Source organism: Streptomyces sp. NPDC023541 (assembly GCF_055559995.1).
Map to the genome: position 1 here is coordinate 66388 of NZ_JBVHJO010000010.1, position 19736 is coordinate 86123.

Here is a 19736-nt window from a genome sequence, read left to right on the forward strand (position 1 = left end):
GACACTCGTGGCACACACCGAGCCGGCCGGGGCGGCGGCCGCGACACAGACCCCGCCGCCGGGATTGCCGCGGACAGTGCCGCAAGCAACCCCCCGAGTGCCGCCGCAAGTACCGCCGCAGACCGGCCGCGCAGCAGGTCACGACGGCATCCTGCGCAGGCAGGCGCAGCGCGAGTCCGCAGCCCGGACGTATGCCCGCTCCCTGCCCATCGTCCCGGTGCGGGCCCGCGGGCTGACCATCGAGGGTGCCGACGGCCGGCGTTACCTCGACTGCCTTTCCGGCGCCGGCACCCTCGCCCTCGGACACAACCACCCGGTGGTGCTGGAAGCCGTCCGTGGTGTCCTCGACTCGGGTGCGCCGCTCCACGTCCTGGACCTCGCGACACCGGTGAAGGACGCCTTCACCACCGAGCTGTTCGCCAACCTGCCGCCGGCGCTGGCCGCCGACGCCCGCATCCAGTTCTGCGGACCCGCCGGCACGGACGCCGTGGAAGCCGCCCTCAAACTGGTCCGCACCGCAACCGGTTGTTCCGGACTGCTCGCCTTCACCGGGGCCTACCACGGCATGACCGCCGGCGCCCTGGAAGCCTCGGGGGGCGCTGCCGAGGGACGCGTCACCCGGCTTCCCTACCCGCAGGACTTCCGCTGCCCGTTCGGCGTCGGAGGCCCCGAGGGAGCCGAACTCGCCGCACGTTGGACGGAGAACCTTCTCGACGACCCCAAGGGCGGCATCCCCCTGCCCGCCGGCCTGATCGTCGAACCCGTGCAGGGCGAGGGCGGGGTCAACCCCGCCCCGGACGGCTGGATGCGCCGCATGCGGGAGATCACCGCGTCGCGGGGGATCCCCCTCATCGCAGACGAGGTCCAGACGGGGGTCGGCCGGACCGGAGCCTTCTGGGGCGTCGACCACGCAGGGGTGGTGCCCGACGTGATGGTCCTGTCCAAGGCGATCGGCGGCAGCCTGCCCCTCGCGGTGATCGTGTACCGGTCGGGCCTGGACGTGTGGGCACCCGGCGCCCACGCAGGCACTTTCCGCGGCAACCAGCTCGCCATGGCCGCAGGCACCGCCACGCTCGCCTTCGTCCGCGAGAACCGGCTCGCGGAACGCGCCGCCGTCCTCGGCGACCGGATGACGGCGGCGCTGCGCGGCCTGGCCGCCGGCCACCCCTGCATCGGGGACGTCCGGGGCCGCGGCCTGATGATCGGCCTCGAACTCGTCGATCCCGACACCGGGGCCGCCGCACCCGCCGTCGCAGAGGCCGTCCGCCAGGAGTGCCTGGAACGCGGCCTGATCGTCGAACTCGGCGGCCGCCACAGCGCCGTGGTCCGCCTGCTCCCCCCGCTCACCCTGACCGACGAGCAGGTCGCGGCGGTCCTCGACCGCCTGGCCGACGCCATCCCGGCCGCCGCCCGCCGGACCCGCTGACCCGCACCGGAGGACCCGTGATGCCAGAGCCGCACCAGTCCACCCCGACCACTCCCCTCACCCCGACCGCGCCCTTCACGCCGAGCACACCGGTCCGCCCCAACCCCCTTGCGGACAAGGCGGCTTCTGCCATCTCCGTGCCCGCGACCGCCCCGGAAGGGCCGGCCGACCCGCAACCACTGCCCGACCCGGTCCGTACGGCGCCGACGCACCCCGAGCCCGCAGCCGCCGCCCCGGGACAGCCGGCCCCGGCGCCCGCCGCCGCACCCGCGCCCGCCGCCGACCCCGTGCGGGACCCTGCCCCGGCGCAGCCGCCCACCGCGCCCGCCCCGGCCGCCGGTGCGACGGCATCACCCGCCGCCCCCACCCCCGGTCGCGGGGAGCACGTCCAGGCCACCGACCCGCACAGCCCGGTGGCCGAGCCGGCCACCGGACACCGCGCCGCCGCCGACGCCCACATCGACGCCCACGCTGACGGGATCACGGCCGCTCACCCCCCGACGCCCGAGTCGACCCCAGTGGTGCCGTCCCCGCAGCCCGCCGCCGACACCGCGGCGACCGCCACCGTGCCGCGGCAGAAGGACGGCACCCCCAGAGCCCGCACCGGTTGGCCGGGCTTCGTCCGACCGGAACCGACCGCCGGACCCGACCCCTTGGACCACCCCGACCCGGCCCTCGCCGCCGAAGCAGCGGCGGTGGAGAACCTCCTGAGGTGCTGGGTCCGCGAATCCGGACTCCACCGCCCCGACGGCCCCGCCGACAGCCCCCTGCGCATCCCCCTTCCCGCATCGGGCACCGCCGTGCTGGTCGGTGTCCGCCACTGGTCCCATGCGGGCTGGCACCGTTTCGGCCCCGCTCGCCTCGAAGGCACCGCCGCCACCGCGCCGTGCCTGGACGCCGTCACCCTCGCCGCCCTCATCGCCCGTGAGGGTGCGGGCGACGGCCGCGGCAGCTCCGACCTCGTCGGCCGGGTCGCCGACTCGGTGCGCCGTACCACCGAGTTCATCGCCGACCGGCGAGAGCGTCCCACCGCCCCGGCCCCCGCCTGCGGGGACCGCTTCCTCACCGCCGAACAGTCACTTCTCCTCGGCCACCCCCTCCAGCCGGACCCGAAGAGCCGCGAAGGACTCTCCGAGACCGAGGCCCGTCACTACTCACCCGAACTCCACGGCTCCTTCCCCCTGCACTGGTTCGCGGTCGACCCCTCCGCACTCGCCACCGAATCTGCCTGGACCGAGCGCGGCCGCCCCGTCTCCGCGCCGCAACTCCTCGGCCGACTCGCCCCCGGACTTCCGCTGCCCGACGGCACCACCCCCCTTCCCCTGCACCCCTGGCAGGCCCGCGAACTCCTCCAGCGCCCCTCCGTCACCGCCCTCCACGACGCGGGACTCCTGCACGACCTGGGCCCGCACGGCGAGGCCTGGTACCCGACCTCCTCCGTCCGCACCGTCCACCGTCCGGGCGCCCCCGCGATGCTGAAGCTCTCCCTGGCCCTGCGCATCACCAACTCCCGCCGCGAGAACCTCCGCAAGGAACTCCACCGAGGCGTGGAAGTGCACCGGCTGCTCCGCACCGGCCTCGCCGAGCAGTGGCAGGCGGCCCACCCCGGCTTCGACATCGTCCGCGACCCGGCCTGGGTGGCCGTGGACGCCCCGGACGGCACCCCCGTCGCCGGTCTCGACGCCCTGCTCCGTCACAACCCCTTCCGCTCGGGCGACGACGCCGTCTGCGTCGCCGCGCTCACCTCTCCCCGCCCATGGCCCGGCCGGACCACCATGAGCTCCCGGCTCGCCGAGATCGTCACCGGTCTCGCCTCCGCCACCGGACACACCACCTCAGCCGTCGCCGCCGAGTGGTTCCTGCGCTACCTCGACCACGTGGTCCTGCCCGTCCTCGCCTTCGACGCCCTCGCCGGTATCGCCCTCGAAGCGCACCAGCAGAACACGCTGGTGCTCCTCGACCCGGCCGGCTGGCCCACCGGCGGCCGCTACCGCGACAACCAGGGCTACTACTTCCGCGAATCCCGCCGCGCGGAGCTGGAGCAACGGCTGCCCGGTATCGGCGGCCGCAGCGACACCTTCGTCTCCGACTCCGTCACCGACGAACGCTTCGCCTACTACCTCGGCATCAACAACGTGCTCGGCCTGATCGGTGCCTTCGGCTCCCAGCGCCTCGCCGACGAACGCGTCCTCCTCGCCGCCTTCCGCCGCTTCCTCGCCAAGGCCGCGGGCCTCGGCCCGCTCCCCACGCGGCTGCTCGACTCGCCCACCCTGCGCTGCAAGGCGAACCTGCTCACCCGCCTGGGCGGTCTCGACGAGTTGGTCGGCCCCGTCGACACCCAGTCCGTCTACGTCACCATCACCAACCCCCTTCACGATTGACGCGTCGGCGCCCGACGCGGAGGAGAGCCCCCGATGCGCCTCACGGACACCGCCGCCGATCCCGCCGCACCCGGCCTCGACGCCGATGACGCGGCCAACGCCTTCGGCGCGCGCCGGCACACCACCGCACAACGCCTCAACGCCGACCTGCTGCCCCTGCTCGCCGAGGCCGACCTGCTCGACTCACCGGCCACGTGGGGGAGCGTCGCCACCCGGGCCGGCGCCTTCCGCCTCGAACCCGTACGGCCGGGCCGAGACCTGGAGCTCCTCACCGCCTGGATGAACGATCCCGAAGTGGCCGCCTACTGGGAGCTTGCCGGCCCCGCCGAGGTCACCGCGGCCCACCTGCGGTCGCAGATCGACGGCAACGGCCGGAGCATCCCCTGCCTCGGCCTCCTGGACGGCACGCCGATGAGCTACTGGGAGATCTACAGGGCCGACCTCGACCCGCTCTCCCGCCACTACCCGGCGCGCCCCCACGACACCGGTATCCACCTGCTCATCGGAGACGGCACGAACCGCGGACGCGGGTTGGGCACGGCCCTGCTCCGTGCCGTCGCCGACCTGGTACTCGGCAACCGCCCCCGCTGCACACGCGTCGTCGCGGAACCGGACATCCGCAACACCCCCTCCGTATCGGCCTTCCTCGGCTCAGGCTTCCGCTGCCATGCGGAAATCGACCTTCCCGAGAAGCGCGCCGCCCTGATGGTCCGGGAGCGGGTGCTGCGCAACCTCCTCTGATCGCCGCCCCGCACGCCCTGACCGCCGTCGTCGTCGTCCGCACCTCTCCCTTGGAAAACTCTGCGTCGCGCAGCAAAGTTCCCGATCTTCGAGGCGTTTCGTGCCGATGCTCGCCGAGCCCGCCGACTCCTGCCGCAATTCATCCACTGCGGTCTGTTCATCGGAGTCTTCCGCTATCGGTCGGCCTCTGCGAGGACCGCCTCGGCGTCCCGGGAGGGCGCTTTCTGGTCGCTCGTACGGGCCGAGGCCCTGCGCCACCAGGCCCGCTTCCCGGAGCGGAAGGACCGCTACGAGCTTTTCGACCTGCTCGGCGAGCGCATCACAAGGCTGTGTCCCGACAGGAACCGACTGTAGGAGGACGGCTGCCGTGACCGCCCCGACCGCCCGCACGCCGTGCAGTACGGCACCGTGCCCAACCCCCTCCACCGGCCATGAATCCCCGTCGGTGTGCACCCGGTGTCAGCGGGGCCCCGTAGGGTTGGCAGTGCTATGACGAAGCCCTCCCTCCCCGACCTGCTGCACGCCGCCGTCTCCGCCGTCGGCGGCACGGAGCGCCCCGGCCAGGTGGCCATGGCCGAAGCCGTCGCCGAAGCGATCGACGACAACTCCCACCGGCTCATCCAGGCGGGTACCGGCACCGGTAAGTCCCTCGGCTACCTGGTGCCGGCCCTCGCCCACGGCGAGCGCGTGGTCGTGGCCACCGCGACCCTCGCCCTCCAGCGGCAGCTCGTCGAGCGTGACCTGCCCCGGACGGTGGACGCACTGCATCCGCAGCTGCGCCGCCGGCCGCAGTTCGCCATGCTCAAGGGCAGGTCCAACTATCTCTGCCTGCACCGCCTGCACGAGGGCGCTCCGCAGGACGAGGAGGAGGGCCTCTTCGACCAGTTCGAGGCGGCCACCCCCACGAGCAAGCTCGGCAAGGACCTGCTGCGCCTGCGCGACTGGGCCGACGAGACGGAGACCGGCGACCGCGACGACCTGACGCCGGGCGTGTCGGACAAGGCCTGGTCGCAGATCTCCGTCTCCTCCCGCGAGTGCCTGGGCGCGACGAAGTGCGCGTACGGAGCCGAGTGCTTCGCCGAGGCCGCGCGCGAGCGGGCCAAGCTCGCGGACGTGGTCGTCACCAACCACGCGCTGCTGGCCATCGACGCCATCGAGGGCGCGCCGGTGCTGCCGCAGCACGAGGTGCTGATCGTGGACGAGGCCCACGAGCTGGTCTCCCGGGTGACCGGGGTCGCCACCGGCGAACTCACTCCCGGCCAGGTCAACCGGGCCGTGAAGCGCTCGGCCAAGCTGGTCGACGAGAAGACCGCGGACGCGCTCCAGACCGCCTCCGAATCCTTCGAGCGCGTGATGGAGCTGGCGCTCCCGGGCCGCTTGGAGCAGATCCCCGAGGACCTCGGCTACGCCCTGATGTCCCTGCGGGACGCCGCACGCAATGTGATCTCGGCGATCGGCGCCACCCGGGACAAGTCCGTCCACGACGAGGACGCGGTCCGCAAGCAGGCCCTGGCGGCGGTGGAGAGCATCCACGCGGTGGCGGAGCGGATCACGAACGGCTCCGAGTACGACGTGGTCTGGTACGAGCGCCACGACCGCTTCGGCGCCACCCTCCGGGTCGCCCCGCTGTCGGTGTCCGGGCTGCTGCGCGAGAAGCTCTTCGAGGACCGTTCGGTGGTCCTGACCTCGGCCACCCTGAAGATCGGCGGCGACTTCAACGGTGTCGCCGCGTCCCTGGGGCTGTCCCCGGAGGGCGTCGAGGGCGACGACGTGCCCCTGTGGAAGGGCCTGGACGTCGGCTCGCCCTTCGACTACCCGAAACAGGGCATCCTCTACGTCGCCAAGCACCTGGCCACGCCGGGCCGTGAGGGCACCCGCGGCGACATGATGGACGAGCTCGCCGAGCTGATCGAGGCGGCGGGAGGCCGCACCCTCGGGCTGTTCTCCTCCATGCGCGGCGCCAAGGCGGCCGCCGAGGAGCTGCGCGGCAGGATCGACAACCCGATCCTGCTCCAGGGTGAGGAGACGCTGGGCGAGCTGATCAAGGCCTTCGCCGCCGACCCGAAGACCTGCCTGTTCGGAACGCTGTCGCTGTGGCAGGGAGTGGACGTGCCCGGTCCCAGCTGCCAGCTGGTGGTCATGGACCGGATCCCCTTCCCCCGCCCCGACGACCCGCTCATGAGCGCCCGCCAGAAGTCGGTGGAGGAGCACGGGGGCAACGGCTTCATGGCCGTCGCCGCCACGCATGCCGCCCTGCTGATGGCGCAGGGCGCGGGCCGGCTCGTTCGGGCGACGGGGGACCGTGGCGTCGTCGCGGTCCTGGACCCTCGCCTGGCCACCGCCCGGTACGGGAGCTTCCTGCGGGCCACGCTGCCGGACTTCTGGTACACCACGGACCGCAACCAGGTCCGTCGCTCGCTCGCCGCGATCGACGCCACGGCCCAGGCCGACGGCACGTAGTACTCGCAAGGAACAGAACAACCCCCGGGACCGGCGCAGTGGGTCCCGGGGGCTGGCTAGGGAGCGGCGGGGTCAGACGCGGCGCAGGACCGCGACGACCTTGCCGAGGATGGTCGCCTCGTCACCGGGGATCGGCTGGTAGGCGGCGTTGTGCGGGAGGAGCCAGACGTGGCCGTCCTCGCGCTTGAAGCGCTTGACGGTGGCTTCCCCGTCCAGCATCGCTGCGACGATGTCGCCGTTCTCGGCGACGGGCTGGCGGCGGACGGTGACCCAGTCGCCGTCGCAGATGGCGGCTTCGATCATCGAGTCGCCGACGACCTTGAGGACGAAGAGCTCGCCGTCGCCGACGAGCTGGCGGGGGAGCGGGAACACGTCCTCGACCGACTCCTCGGCGAGGATCGGGCCGCCGGCCGCGATCCGGCCGACCAGGGGAACGTAGGAGGCGGCGGGCTTCCCGGTGGTGTCCGTGGGCTGCGAGCTGGGCTGGTCCGAGCCGCGCACCTCGTAGGCCCTGGGCCGGTGCGGGTCGCGGCGCAGGAAGCCCTTGCGTTCCAGGGCCATCAGCTGGTGTGCCACCGACGACGTGCTGGACAGGCCGACGGCCTGGCCGATCTCCCGCATCGACGGCGGGTAGCCCCGGCGCTGCACGGAGTCGCGAATGACCTCGATGACCCTCCGCTGCCGGTCCGTGAGCCCGGAACTGTCGGCGCGGATGCCTGGAGGTCGACCTGGCAGCGAGCGTGCGGGGCGCACTGCGGCGTCCGCGTCCGGGTTCAGGTTTGCGTCGTTCATGGCATGCACCGGCTCAAGTCGGCTCTGGGAGCGGTTGTGGGCAGTGATGGCGGCACTGTCTGCGGTGGTGGTCACGTCGGTCGGCCCCTCTCGAAATGTTCTCCCTAGCTGGACAACGGTAGTTGCTTTCGAAAGGTTGCGCCAAACACACGTTCGAGTGAAAAATCGCAGATCGCCCTGCGTGGGTAAATCGAGGGGTGTATGGACGATCGGATCGACGAACGCGGGTTCGGTCCGTCCCCCGCTGCTTACGGTACCCTTCCCGGTCGGGTCGCCGCCGTCCGGCCCTGCCCCCAGTGTGGCACCGCAAGGCCCTTCATCCGGCTATCGGACGCCGCGACACGCAGAGGCGTCCAAATCCGCCGCAACCCAAGATCTAGTGGTTGGATGAGCGCGGCCGCCCAGAAGTTGTGGTCCCTGGGTCCGCTGAGGCGCCTGGGATCGCATATGCTGGGGGCTGCTCCGCGAGCCCCCGACAGAGCCCGTCTCCGTCGTTCAGGTGCTCTGTGGGGTGATTCAGTCGTGCCGAGAAGGAAGGGTGAGGGAACCATGCACTGCCCCTTCTGCAGGCACCCCGACAGCCGCGTCGTCGACAGCCGCACCACGGACGACGGCACGTCGATCCGCCGGCGCCGTCAGTGCCCCGACTGCTCCCGTCGTTTCACGACGGTGGAGACGGCCTCGCTGATGGTGATCAAGCGCAGCGGGGTGACCGAACCCTTCAGCCGTACCAAGGTCATCTCCGGCGTGCGCAAGGCGTGCCAGGGGCGGCCGGTCACCGAGGACGCCCTCGCCAAGCTCGGCCAGCGGGTCGAGGAGGCGGTGCGCGCCACCGGCAGTGCCGAGCTGACCACCCACGACGTGGGTCTGGCCATACTCGGCCCGTTGCAGGAACTCGACCTGGTCGCGTACCTGCGGTTCGCGTCCGTTTACAAAGCGTTCGACACCCTCGAAGACTTCGAGACCGCCATCGCGGAGCTCCGCGTGCCGCGGCCTCACCCTGAAGAGTGCGAGCACGGCGGGACCGGTTCGGTCCCCGTGCCCGCCTCCGCCGCCGACTGACCGGGCTGCCCGCGGCGTGGTGCTCGTGCACCGGGTCGTGGCCGGTCGGCCGTGCGAAGAGACGTAGATACAGAGACACAGCACTGTGCCGCGGAATATCGCTGGCACTTTAGGGCGTTTTTGCCCGCATATGGGAGGCAGCGGCATGACAGAGACGGCGAGCAGCTCGGCACGTGGTTCCCGCGCCAAGGGGACCAGGGCTGCCAAGGGCGGCCTGCGTATCGAGCGCATCCACACCACCCCCGGCGTGCACCCCTACGACGAGGTGAACTGGGAACGCCGTGACGTCGTCATGACCAACTGGCGCGACGGCTCGGTCAACTTCGAGCAGCGCGGCGTCGAGTTCCCCGACTTCTGGTCGGTGAACGCGGTCAACATCGTCACCAGCAAGTACTTCCGCGGCGCGGTCGGCACCCCGCAGCGCGAGACCGGTCTGAAGCAGCTGATCGACCGGATCGTGAAGACGTACACGAAGGCCGGCGAGGACTACGACTACTTCTCGTCGCCCGCCGACGCGGAGATCTTCGAGCACGAGCTGACCTACGCCCTCCTGCACCAGATCTTCAGCTTCAACTCCCCGGTGTGGTTCAACGTCGGCACGCCCCAGCCGCAGCAGGTCTCCGCCTGCTTCATCCTGTCCGTCGACGACTCCATGGAGTCGATCCTCGACTGGTACAAGGAAGAGGGCATGATCTTCAAGGGCGGCTCCGGCGCCGGCCTGAACCTCTCCCGCATCCGCTCCTCCAAGGAGCTCCTCTCCTCGGGTGGCAACGCCTCCGGCCCGGTCTCCTTCATGCGCGGCGCCGACGCGTCCGCCGGAACGATCAAGTCGGGCGGCGCCACCCGCCGCGCGGCCAAGATGGTCGTCCTGGACGTGGACCACCCGGACGTCGAGGCCTTCATCGAGACCAAGGTGAAGGAGGAGGAGAAGATCCGCGCCCTGCGCGACGCGGGCTTCGACATGGACCTGGGCGGCGACGACATCACGTCCGTCCAGTACCAGAACGCCAACAACTCCGTCCGAGTGAACGACGAGTTCATGACGGCCGTCGAGAACGGCACCGAGTTCGGCCTGCGTGCCCGCATGACCGGCGAGGTCATCGAGAAGGTCGACGCCAAGGCGCTCTTCCGCAAGCTTGCCGAGGCCGCGTGGGCCTGCGCCGACCCGGGCATCCAGTACGACGGTGTGATCAACAACTGGCACACCTGCCCCGAGTCCGGCCGCATCACCGCGTCCAACCCCTGCAGCGAGTACATGCACCTGGACAACACGTCCTGCAACCTCGCCTCGCTGAACCTGATGAAGTTCCTGAACGACGACGGCAAGGGCGACCAGTCCTTCGACGCCGAGCGCTTCGCCAAGGTCGTCGAGCTCGTCATCACCGCGATGGACATCTCCATCTGCTTCGCGGACTTCCCGACCCAGAAGATCGGCGAGAACACCCGCGCCTTCCGTCAGCTGGGCATCGGCTACGCCAACCTCGGCGCCCTGCTGATGGCCACCGGCCACGCGTACGACTCGGACGGCGGCCGCACCCTCGCCGCCTCGATCACCTCGCTGATGACCGGTACCGCGTACAAGCGCTCCGCCGAGCTGGCCGCCATCGTCGGCCCGTACGACGGCTACGCCCGCAACGCCGAGGCGCACAAGCGCGTCATGAAGCAGCACGCCGACGCCAACGCCGTCGCGCCGCGCACCGACGACCTGGACAACTCGATCTGGGCCGCGGCCACCGAGGCCTGGCAGGACGTCCTGCGTCTCGGCGAGAAGAACGGCTTCCGCAACTCCCAGGCCTCCGTCCTCGCGCCGACCGGCACCATCGGTCTCGCGATGTCCTGCGACACCACCGGTGTCGAGCCGGACCTGGCCCTGGTCAAGTTCAAGAAGCTCGTCGGCGGCGGCTCGATGCAGATCGTCAACGGCACCGTCCCGCAGGCCCTGCGCCGCATGGGATACCAGGAAGAGCAGATCGAGGCCATCGTCGCCCACATCGCCGAGCACGGCGTGGTCGTCGACGCCCCGGGTCTGAAGACCGAGCACTACTCGGTCTTCGACTGCGCCATGGGCGAGCGTTCCATCTCCGCGATGGGCCACGTCCGCATGATGGCCGCCATCCAGCCCTGGATCTCCGGCGCGATCTCCAAGACGGTCAACATGCCGGAGTCGGCGACCGTCGAAGAGATCGAGGAGATCTACTTCGAGGCGTGGAAGCTGGGCGTCAAGGCGCTCGCGATCTACCGCGACAACTGCAAGGTCGGCCAGCCCCTCTCCGCCAAGAAGAAGGAAGAGGAGAAGGAGGAGGTCACCGCCAAGACGGAGGAGACCATCCGCGCCGCCGTCGAGAAGGTCATCGAGTACCGGCCCGTCCGCAAGCGCCTCCCCAAGGGCCGTCCGGGCATCACCACCTCCTTCACGGTCGGTGGCGCCGAGGGCTACATGACCGCGAACTCCTACCCGGACGACGGTCTGGGCGAGGTCTTCCTGAAGATGTCCAAGCAGGGTTCGACCCTCGCGGGCATGATGGACGCCTTCTCGATCGCCGTCTCGGTCGGCCTCCAGTACGGCGTGCCGCTGGAGACCTACGTCTCGAAGTTCACGAACATGCGCTTCGAGCCGGCCGGCATGACGGACGACCCGGACGTGCGGATGGCGCAGTCGATCGTCGACTACATCTTCCGCCGCCTGGCGCTGGACTTCCTGCCCTTCGAGACCCGCTCGGCCCTCGGTATCCACACCGCCGAGGAGCGTCAGCGCCACCTGGAGACCGGCTCCTACGAGCCGCTCGAGGACGAGGTGGACACCGAGGCGCTGGCCCAGTCCGCCCCGCTCGCCGCGGTGCCGTCGGCCCCGAAGCAGCCCACCCCGGTCGCCGTCCCGGCGCCCGAGCGGAAGACGGCCCACAGCAGCGCCGAACTGGTCGAGATGCAGCTCGGAGTCTCCGCGGACGCCCCGCTGTGCTTCTCCTGCGGCACGAAGATGCAGCGGGCCGGCTCCTGCTACATCTGCGAGGGCTGCGGCTCCACCAGCGGCTGCAGCTGACAGAGGGCGCAGCGGTGCGGACACGGCGTCCGACGTAGTACGCGCCCGTAGCTGACCTGTGGTTCACGAAGGGGACCGGCCTGTGGCCGGTCCCCTTCGTGCGTCGGCCGTCAGTGGGGGATGCGGCGGGCGGGACGGGTGACGAGCTCCTCGCGGAACTCCGCTATCCGGGAATGGACCTGGCGCAGGAGGTGGGTGTCCTCGATGCGGTCCAGGTAGAGGCAGCGCGCGGCCAGGCCCGGCAGGTCGAAGGCGAAGCACAGCGCCATCAACGGGTTCACGAAGAGCTCGCTGCCGCTGGTGCGGGAGGTGAACCGGACGTCGCCGAAGGAGCCCCGCACGGCAGCGGCGATCGAGCCGTTGACGATGCTGGGCCGCTCCGGGGTGTGGTCCTGGGCATGGGCCACCGCGTCGAGGAAGAGCGCGCCCTCGCGGGTGGCGCGCGGTACGGAGAACGCGCCGAGATAGGCACCCTCGCGTTCCAGCGCGGCAATGTTCTCCAGCACCAGCGCGTGGCTGACCCCGTGGTACGCGTCCACGCCGAAGCCGACCGACACGACGAGGCGCTCCGGTACGTCGTCCAGCGCGGCCAGCGCCGCGAGGCTGGTCATGTCCTCCTCGGGGGTGCCGAGCCCCGCTTCGTCACCCCGCATCAGGATGTCGGTGCCGCCGTCGACCAGGACGATCGCGTCGATGCGGTGGAGGTCGACCAGGGCGCGGTAGGCGTCGCGCAGCGGTTGCACCCCGGTCTGGGGGAAGGCGTACACGGTGGACGGGTAGCCGTGCGTCTCCAGCCATCGGGCCAGGGTCCGCTCGGGGAAATAGGCCTGGTGGGGCGCGGTGTGGGGGGTGATGACGGCGAGGTCGGGAGCGGCCCAGTCCTCCGGGGGCAGTCCCGCGAGGTGGCTGAAGGAGAGGTTCGCCAGATGCACCTCCTTGCCCTGGTGGAGGAGGGAGAGGGCGACGGGGAGGCCGGAGTAGATGTCGAAACCGCCGCCCGCCCCCGCCACGAGGATCCGTTCGGCATCGGCGAGGCGGGCGAAGAGCGGGTTGGTGTGCAAGGCGGTCATGGCGATCATTGTGCGGGGCGCGGACGTGCCCGTGCCCGGGATTTCCCGGGCCGTGCGACGCCGGAAGGCAGCCGGGGGGCAGGGGAGATGGGGAACATGTGGAGCGGTGACGAGCTGGACCTGGACGCGTATCTGACGCGGATCGGCCTCGGGGACGGTTCCCGGGCGGTGGGGGAACTCCGGCCGGACCTCCCCACGTTGTACGCAGTGCACCGGGCCCACACCGCCGCCATCACCTTCGAGAGCCTGGACGTCCTCCTCGGCCGCCCCGTCGCGCTGGACGTCCCGTCGATCGAGGAGAAGCTCGTGCACGGCCGCCGCGGCGGCTACTGCTACGAGCAGAACTCGCTGCTGGCCGCCGCCCTGGAGCGGATCGGCTTCGAGGTCACCGGGCGCGGGGCCCGCAACCGCACCCGCGGGGACTCGCTGCCGGCGGTGACCCATGCGGTGCTCGTCGTGAGCGTCGACGGTGAGGAATGGCTGTGCGACGCCGGGTTCGGCCACCAGGGGCCCTGCGAGCCGGTTCCGCTGGGGCGCCCCGGTGCCGAGGTGCAGCAGGGGAAGTGGACGTACCGCATCCGCGAGGAGGCGGACGGGGTCCTCGCTCTGTGCATGCTGCGCGGGGAGACCTGGCGGGACCTGTACGCCTTCTCCCCGCAGCGCTACCACCCCGCCGACTACGTCGTGCTCCACCACTACAGCTCCGGTCACCCCCGCTCCTCCTTCGTCGGACGGGTGGTCGTCCAGCGTCCGGGCGATGACGTCCGCCGGGCGCTCGTCGGACGGGAACTCACCACCCTGCACCCCGGCGGGGGGACCGAGCGGCGGCTCGTCGACCCGGACGAACTCCTCACCGTGCTCGACCGGGAGTTCGGTCTTCGGCTGCCCGATCGGGACGCGGCGGAACTGGTGGGGATGTACCGCGCCGGGGACTGACCGGGGCCGCGCCCGGCCCGTACGATGGCGCAGTGCTGGTCAAGTGGATTCGCTGCACGGTGACGGACCGACGCGGGTTCGAGCGCGGGCAGCGAAAATGGGCGGGGCTGCCGGGCGAACCGGGATTCCGGGGGCAGGGCGGCGGCTGGAGCAGAGGCCGGCAGGGGGTCGCGCACGTCTTCGCGTTCTGGGAGAGCCGGTCCTTCTACGACTCCTTCATGGCGCGCTCGCACGACAGGCTGGCCGCCGCCCAGCACGGCACCTACACCGATCTGCGGGTGACCCTCTTCGACCACCGCTTCGACGTGAAGACCGGTTTCGAGCCGCGCTTCACCGATGCCGACGTGGTCCGGGTCGCGCACACCCGGGTCCGGGAGGGCCGGGTCGACCACTTCGCCCTCATGCAGGAGAAGGTGTGGAACCCGGCCATGGCGGGCTCGCCCGGGATGATCCGGGGGCTCTTCGGGGAGGCCCCGGGCCGGGAGTTCCTGGTGCTCTCCATGTGGCACGCCGCCGCCGAGCACGGCAAGTACCGGCAGGAGCGGGTCGAGCGGCTGTCCCTGCGCGCCCAGATCCAGGCGGACGTGGAAGCCCTCACCGGTGACGTCGTCGACCTCGAACCGTCCTGGACGGTGTGACCGTATGACGAGCGCCAGGCCGACCGGCGTGCCCGGTGGGCCGGCCCGGTTGTGGCCGAATAGGGTCGTGGCATGGTTCGACCACGGCGCATCGTCCTTGTCCGACACGGGGAATCGGAGGGAAACGCCGACGACTCGGTGTACGAGAGGGAACCCGACCACGCCCTGCGACTGACCCGCAACGGCCACGAGCAGGCCGCGGCGGCCGGGGTCCGGCTGCGCGAGATCTTCGGCGACGAGACCATCAGCGCGTACGTCTCCCCCTACCGCCGGACCCTGCAGACCTTCCGCGAGCTCCGGCTCGACCCCACACGTGTCCGGATGCGGGAAGAGCCGCGGCTGCGCGAGCAGGACTGGGGGAACTGGCAGGACCGGGCGGACGTACGGCTCCAGAAGGCGTACCGGGACGCCTACGGGCACTTCTTCTACCGCTTCGCGCAGGGCGAGTCGGGGGCCGACGTGTACGACCGGGTCGGGTCCTTCCTGGAGAGCCTCTACCGCAGCTTCGAGGCCCCGGACCATCCCCAGAACGTGCTGCTGGTGACGCACGGGCTGACGATGCGGCTGTTCTGCATGCGCTGGTTCCACTGGTCGGTGGCCGAATTCGAGGCCCTGTCCAACCCCCCGAACGGCGATTTCCGGATGCTCCTGCTGGGTCCCGACGGCCGGTACCGGATGGACCGCCCGTTTGAGCGGTGGACCACACCGGAGCCTTATGACCTGGACGGCTAGAGTGACCCGCGATGACGCCTGACTCCACTCCCGAACGGCGCTACGCACGCGCCATGGCCAGCCTCCGCGGGCTGGCGCTGGGTGACGCCCTCGGCTCCCAGTACTTCGTCCCCGTGAACTACCCGCTGCTCAAGCGGCGCGAGGTGCCCTCCGGCGCCGAGACGTGGCAGTGGACCGACGACACCGAGATGGCCTGCTCGGTGGTGGCCGTGCTCGCCGGGCACGGCCGGATCGACCAGGACGCGCTCGCGATGTCCTTCGCCCAGCACCACGACTTCGACCGGGGCTACGGGCCCGCGGTGAACCGGATGCTGCGCCTGGTGCGGGAGGGCGCGGACTGGCGCACGCTGGCCGCCGAACTGTTCAACGGGCAGGGCTCGTGGGGCAACGGCGCCGCCATGCGGATCGCACCGCTCGGCGCCTGGTACGCCGACGACCCGGAGCAGGCCACGCACCAGGCGGAGATCTCCGCCTACACGACCCATCAGCACCGCGAGGCCGTGTGCGGGGCGATGGCCGTCGCCGCGGCGGCCGCGCTGGCCGCGGGCACGCAGGCCCCGCCGAAGGCGGCCGATCTGCTGGACGGGGTGATCGCGCTCGTGCCCCGCAGTGCGGTCGGGGCCGGGCTGCGGCGCGCTCGGGACATGCTGGACTACGGCGACGCGACCACGGTCGCGGCCGTGCTGGGCTGCGGGCGGCGCACGAGCGCCCACGACACCGTGCCGTTCGCCCTGTGGTCGGCGGCGCGGGCCCTGGACGACTACGAGCGGGCGTTCTGGACCACGGCGCAGGTGGGCGGGGACGTCGACACGACGTGCGCGATCGTGGGCGGAGTGCTGGGCGCGCGCGGGGACGCCGTGCTGCCCGCCGAGTGGGTGGCGCGCACCGAGGCGCTGCCGGCCTGGCTGCCGCGGACGGCGGCGTAGCCCGTCTCTTCCGGGCCGTGCCGGGCCCGCGCTGCCCGCCACGATCCGAAAGGGACGGCCTGGCTCCGCCCCCGCGTTCCGATTGTCACGGTCCTGCCACAGCAAGCTTTTGATCCTGTTCAAAACCTTGTGCCTGCTGCCTACCCTGTCCCCATCGCCGCCCCAGCCTGAACGTCGGGGCGGCCGACAGGGGAGGGGACCCGATGTCAGAGAACACCGGCGGGGCGGACGAAGCCCAGCCCAAGGCAGCGGCCAACGCAGAGGCCGTGACAGGGGATTCGCCCACAGGTCCGGCGCCGGCCCCGGCCGGCGGCGCGCCCGCCGACGCGGCCCGGCCGCAGCCGGGAGCACCGGCCGAGGCCGCCGCACGGACGGCCTGGCAACAACAGCAGCACCAGCAGCGACAGCAGCAACAGCGTCCCTGGGGTGCCCCGGCCGCGCACTCACCCGTGAAGCCCTCCTGGGCCACGCTGGTGCGCCCCGCCGAGGCCGCCCCCGTACGGACCGCGGCCCTCGTCGCCGTCCTCGCCTCCGGTCTCGCGGCCGCGTTCCTCCTGGCCGACGGCATGGGCCCCGGCCTGCTGCTCGCGGTGGTGCCCGCCGCCGTCGCCGCGTACGTCGCCGCCCGCGCGGCAGGCCGTACGGCCCGGCCCTGGACCTTGGCCTGGGTGGTCGGCTGCCTCGCGCTCCTCGTCGTACCCGCCCTGCGCGACTCCGCGTGGCCGGCCACGCTCGCGCTCCTGGCCGCCGTACTGCTGGGCGCGCTCGCCCTCCACGGCAGCCGCACCTGGCCCGGGGTCTTCCTCAGCCCGCTCGGGTTCGTCGACTCCACCGTGTCCGGCATCGCCTGGATGCTCAAGGGGCTGCGCTCGCGCGGAGGGATCGGCAAGGACCGCTGGCTGCCCGTCGCCAAGGCGGCCGCGGTGGCCGTGGCCCTGCTCGTGCTCTTCGGCGCGCTGTTCGCCTCCGCCGACGCGGCCTTCGCCGATCTCCTGGGCGGCCTGATACCCGACGTGTCGGTCGAGGACGGCCCCATCCGCTTCATGCTCTTCGTCCTCGGCGCGGTGATCGCCATCGCGGCGGCCCGCACCGCGGCCGCCCCGCTGCGCTGGGACCGCATCGAGGTGACCCCGGGCAAGCCGCGCTCCCGCGTCGAGTGGGCCCTTCCGCTCGTCGTGCTCAACCTGCTCTTCGCCGGCTTCAACGCCGTCCAGCTGGCCGTCCTGTTCGGCGGCTACGACAAGGTTCTGGAGAGCACCGACCTCACCTACGCCGAATACGCCCGCCAGGGTTTCTGGCAGCTGCTCTGGGCCACCCTGCTCACCCTCGCCGTGATCGCGCTCGCCCTGCGCTGGGCGCCGCGCGACGGGGCCGGTGACCGGCGCCTCGTGCGGATCGTCCTCGGATCCCTGTGTGCGCTGACGCTCGTCGTGGTGGCCGCCGCGCTGCGCCGCATGGACCTCTACGTGGACGCGTACGGCCTGACCAGGCTGCGGGTGTCGGTGGCCGCGATGGAGCTGTGGCTGGGGCTGGTCATCGTACTGATCATGGCTGCCGGGGTGTTCGGCGCGCGCCGGCTGCCGCGCGCGGTCGCCGGCAGCGCGGCGGCGGCGGTCCTGGCCTTCGGCCTGCTGTCCCCGGACGGGATGGTCGCCGAGCAGAACGTGACCCGCTTCGAGAAGGACAAGAAGATCGACCTGGCCTACTTCCAGTCCCTCTCGGCGGACGCCGTCCCCGCCCTGGACCGGCTGCCCGAGCCCCAGCGGTCCTGCGCCCTGCGCGGGATCAACGACGACATGGCCAGGGCCGGCGACGTGCCCTGGTACGCGATGAGCATGGGCGAGTACCGGGCCCGGGAGGTGCTGCGCGAGCGCCCGGTGACGGCGTCGTACGAGGTCTGCTCCCGCCTGGGCACCTTCGGCAGCCGCGTCGAGTAGGACGGGCGACCCGGCGGGGCCGGGCGCGGGGGAGGGTTCCCGTGCCCGGCCCCGTGCGTACGCGGGGGAGCCTGGGCAGGCGGCCGGACCGGCCTTCGCGGCGGCGCCGGCCAGGGCTTCCAGGTCGCTCTTGCCCACCCGGATCACCAGCAGGGCGGTGGCCAGGGCCAGGCCGGCCATCGCCACGGCGGCCGTGAACGAGGTGGAGATGCCCTGGGCCAGGACGAGATCCCCCCCCGGGGTCGGGCAGTCGGCGGTCTCCTCGAAGGCGGCCGCGGCCTCGGGATCCGCCTGGGCCAAGAAGGCCGGGACCTGCTTCATGGTCTCCTCGCGGCTGGCCGTACCGAGACGGTGACCAGGATGGACAGGCCGAGCGAGCCGCCGACCTGCTGGCTGGCGTTCAGCAGCCCGGAGGCCGCGCCGGCCTCCTTCGCGCCCACCCCCGAGACGGCCGTCAAGGTCAGCGTCACGAAGTTCAGGCCCATGCCGAAGCCGAACAGCAGCATCCGTCCGAGCACGCCGGAGAGGTAGGAGCTGTCGGTCGCTGCGAGAGGCCGGCGGCGGGGACGCGATGAAGAAGATCAGCACGCCGACGGCACGTTGACGAAGAGGATCCAGCGCCAGTCGACCCACTCGGTCAGCATGCCGCCGGCCAGCAGGCCGATCGCGCCACCGCCCGCGGAGACGGCGGCGAACACCCCGAACGCCCTGTTCCGCTCGGCCCTTCGGCGAAGGCCGTCGTGACCAGGGCGAGCGAGGTCGGGGAGGCGATCGCACCGCCGACGCCCTGGAGGGCCCGGCCGCGAGCAGCTGCCACGGTTCCTGGGCGAAGCCGCCGAGGAGGGAGGCCAGGGTGAAGAGCAGGATTCCGGCCAGGAACACCCACCGCCGGCCGAGGATGTCACCGGCCCGGCCGCCGAAATAGTGAACGTCATCGTTCACTAAGGCTGAAGATGTGTGCGCCGGCGTCTCGGGCCGGTCGGAGGTGGGGAGATGGCGGCGTCGCGCCGGTCGTCGGCGTCGCCGGGGCGCAGGCGGGGTCGCGAACTCGAACGGGCGATTCTCGACGCGGCGTTGGAGCAGCTGAGTACGGTCGGTGAACGCGCTCACCATGGAGGGCGTCGCCGCGGCGCGCAGACGGGCAAGGCCGCGCTCTACTGGCGCCGGCCCTCGAAGGCGGACCTGGTGGCCGACGCGCTGCGCTCCGCACTGCCCCGGATCGGTGAGATTCCCGACTCCGGCTCGATCCGCGAGGACCTTTGCCTGCTGTGCGTGCGCACGAGGGAGGTCATGCACTCGCGCGCCGGGCAGGCCCTCTGGTCGGTGCTTCACGAATGCGATCACAAGACTGCGGAGCGGTTGCACGAGGTCATCGGGTCGGGGCTGCAGGAGCCCGCCCAGCGTCTGATCAGGGAGCTTGTCCTGCGTGGAATCGAGCGGGGGGACGTGCGACCGGACGCTACTGGTCCGTTTGTCGTGGATGTCGTTCCGGCGATGCTGATGTAGCGCGCCAAGGTGTGCGGTAGCGAATGGGGGGACTCGGACATCGTCGTGTTGATCGACGAGGCGGTGGTGCCGCTGCTCAGGGTGTTGAG

Annotated in this window: 14 protein-coding genes and 2 pseudogenes; 13 read left to right on the top strand and 3 right to left on the bottom strand. The window is 71.7% G+C overall.

The features are described 5' to 3' along the window. The first annotated feature begins 76 nt into the window (after window positions 1–76). The 5 genes from ACZ3X1_RS24575 to ACZ3X1_RS24595 all read left to right on the top strand — a co-directional run bounded on the left by ACZ3X1_RS24575 (window position 77) and on the right by ACZ3X1_RS24595 (window position 7008). Complete coding sequence (locus ACZ3X1_RS24575) at window positions 77–1426, top strand: diaminobutyrate--2-oxoglutarate transaminase family protein (RefSeq protein ID WP_467281062.1); 1350 nt, start codon at window positions 77–79, stop codon at window positions 1424–1426. 20 nt (window positions 1427–1446) lie between these two features. After that, on the top strand, window positions 1447–3807 hold the full coding sequence (locus ACZ3X1_RS24580; RefSeq protein WP_467280982.1) for an IucA/IucC family protein: 2361 nt from the start codon (window positions 1447–1449) through the stop codon (window positions 3805–3807). A gap of 33 nt (window positions 3808–3840) precedes the next feature. Beyond that, a complete protein-coding gene (locus tag ACZ3X1_RS24585) occupies window positions 3841–4548 on the top strand; it encodes a GNAT family N-acetyltransferase (protein WP_356810464.1) in 708 nt (235 codons plus the stop codon). 84 nt (window positions 4549–4632) lie between these two features. Beyond that, window positions 4633–4902, top strand: coding sequence for an IucA/IucC family C-terminal-domain containing protein (locus tag ACZ3X1_RS24590; RefSeq protein WP_467281063.1), 270 nt, complete (start codon window positions 4633–4635; stop codon window positions 4900–4902). A 135-nt stretch (window positions 4903–5037) separates the two neighbouring features. Then, on the top strand, window positions 5038–7008 hold the full coding sequence (locus tag ACZ3X1_RS24595; protein ID WP_362631044.1) for an ATP-dependent DNA helicase: 1971 nt from the start codon (window positions 5038–5040) through the stop codon (window positions 7006–7008). Window positions 7009–7080: 72 nt separating this feature from the next. Here ACZ3X1_RS24595 and lexA read toward each other — a convergent pair whose 3' ends face one another. Beyond that, window positions 7081–7875, bottom strand: coding sequence for a transcriptional repressor LexA (gene lexA, locus ACZ3X1_RS24600; protein WP_467280983.1), 795 nt, complete (start codon window positions 7873–7875; stop codon window positions 7081–7083). A 474-nt stretch (window positions 7876–8349) separates the two neighbouring features. Between lexA and nrdR the strand changes: the two genes are divergently transcribed. After that, window positions 8350–8862: a transcriptional regulator NrdR gene (nrdR, locus tag ACZ3X1_RS24605; protein ID WP_030821262.1), complete on the top strand. Its 513-nt coding sequence runs from the start codon at window positions 8350–8352 to the stop codon at window positions 8860–8862. 145 nt (window positions 8863–9007) lie between these two features. Next, window positions 9008–11902 (top strand): vitamin B12-dependent ribonucleotide reductase, encoded by a 2895-nt coding sequence (locus ACZ3X1_RS24610; protein ID WP_467280984.1) that lies wholly within the window; start codon window positions 9008–9010, stop codon window positions 11900–11902. A gap of 110 nt (window positions 11903–12012) precedes the next feature. Here ACZ3X1_RS24610 and ACZ3X1_RS24615 read toward each other — a convergent pair whose 3' ends face one another. Then, entirely contained in the window at window positions 12013–12972 is a 960-nt protein-coding gene (locus ACZ3X1_RS24615) for a DUF1152 domain-containing protein (protein ID WP_356810460.1), read from the bottom strand. 87 nt (window positions 12973–13059) lie between these two features. Between ACZ3X1_RS24615 and ACZ3X1_RS24620 the strand changes: the two genes are divergently transcribed. The 5 genes from ACZ3X1_RS24620 to ACZ3X1_RS24640 all read left to right on the top strand — a co-directional run bounded on the left by ACZ3X1_RS24620 (window position 13060) and on the right by ACZ3X1_RS24640 (window position 18141). Further along, window positions 13060–13908, top strand: a complete 849-nt coding sequence (locus ACZ3X1_RS24620; RefSeq protein WP_356810459.1) for an arylamine N-acetyltransferase family protein — start codon at window positions 13060–13062, stop codon at window positions 13906–13908. Window positions 13909–13940: 32 nt separating this feature from the next. Beyond that, on the top strand, window positions 13941–14546 hold the full coding sequence (locus ACZ3X1_RS24625) for a YdbC family protein (RefSeq protein WP_030650343.1): 606 nt from the start codon (window positions 13941–13943) through the stop codon (window positions 14544–14546). 72 nt (window positions 14547–14618) lie between these two features. Beyond that, window positions 14619–15278, top strand: coding sequence for a histidine phosphatase family protein (locus ACZ3X1_RS24630; protein ID WP_356810458.1), 660 nt, complete (start codon window positions 14619–14621; stop codon window positions 15276–15278). Between the two features lie 11 nt (window positions 15279–15289). Then, a complete protein-coding gene (locus tag ACZ3X1_RS24635) occupies window positions 15290–16204 on the top strand; it encodes an ADP-ribosylglycohydrolase family protein (RefSeq protein WP_362631034.1) in 915 nt (304 codons plus the stop codon). A gap of 203 nt (window positions 16205–16407) precedes the next feature. After that, window positions 16408–18141 (top strand): DUF4153 domain-containing protein, encoded by a 1734-nt coding sequence (locus ACZ3X1_RS24640; protein ID WP_467280985.1) that lies wholly within the window; start codon window positions 16408–16410, stop codon window positions 18139–18141. Between the two features lie 99 nt (window positions 18142–18240). On the opposite strand, the pseudogene ACZ3X1_RS24645 reads toward ACZ3X1_RS24640, so the two are convergent. Then, a pseudogene (locus ACZ3X1_RS24645) lies at window positions 18241–19059 on the bottom strand (MFS transporter); the annotation flags it as partial. Between the two features lie 75 nt (window positions 19060–19134). Here ACZ3X1_RS24645 and ACZ3X1_RS24650 point away from each other — a divergent pair. Continuing rightward, window positions 19135–19728: pseudogene (locus tag ACZ3X1_RS24650) on the top strand (TetR/AcrR family transcriptional regulator); the annotation flags it as partial. Window positions 19729–19736: the final 8 nt, after the last annotated feature.

Coding starts and splice junctions, on each gene's coding strand:
- ACZ3X1_RS24580 (WP_467280982.1), top strand. CDS start 1,447: ATGCCAGAGCCGCACCAGTCCACCCCGACCACTCCCCTCACCCCGACC.
- ACZ3X1_RS24585 (WP_356810464.1), top strand. CDS start 3,841: ATGCGCCTCACGGACACCGCCGCCGATCCCGCCGCACCCGGCCTCGAC.
- ACZ3X1_RS24595 (WP_362631044.1), top strand. CDS start 5,038: ATGACGAAGCCCTCCCTCCCCGACCTGCTGCACGCCGCCGTCTCCGCC.
- nrdR (WP_030821262.1), top strand. CDS start 8,350: ATGCACTGCCCCTTCTGCAGGCACCCCGACAGCCGCGTCGTCGACAGC.
- ACZ3X1_RS24610 (WP_467280984.1), top strand. CDS start 9,008: ATGACAGAGACGGCGAGCAGCTCGGCACGTGGTTCCCGCGCCAAGGGG.
- ACZ3X1_RS24615 (WP_356810460.1), bottom strand. CDS start 12,972: ATGACCGCCTTGCACACCAACCCGCTCTTCGCCCGCCTCGCCGATGCC.
- ACZ3X1_RS24620 (WP_356810459.1), top strand. CDS start 13,060: ATGGGGAACATGTGGAGCGGTGACGAGCTGGACCTGGACGCGTATCTG.
- ACZ3X1_RS24630 (WP_356810458.1), top strand. CDS start 14,619: ATGGTTCGACCACGGCGCATCGTCCTTGTCCGACACGGGGAATCGGAG.
- ACZ3X1_RS24635 (WP_362631034.1), top strand. CDS start 15,290: ATGACGCCTGACTCCACTCCCGAACGGCGCTACGCACGCGCCATGGCC.
- ACZ3X1_RS24640 (WP_467280985.1), top strand. CDS start 16,408: ATGTCAGAGAACACCGGCGGGGCGGACGAAGCCCAGCCCAAGGCAGCG.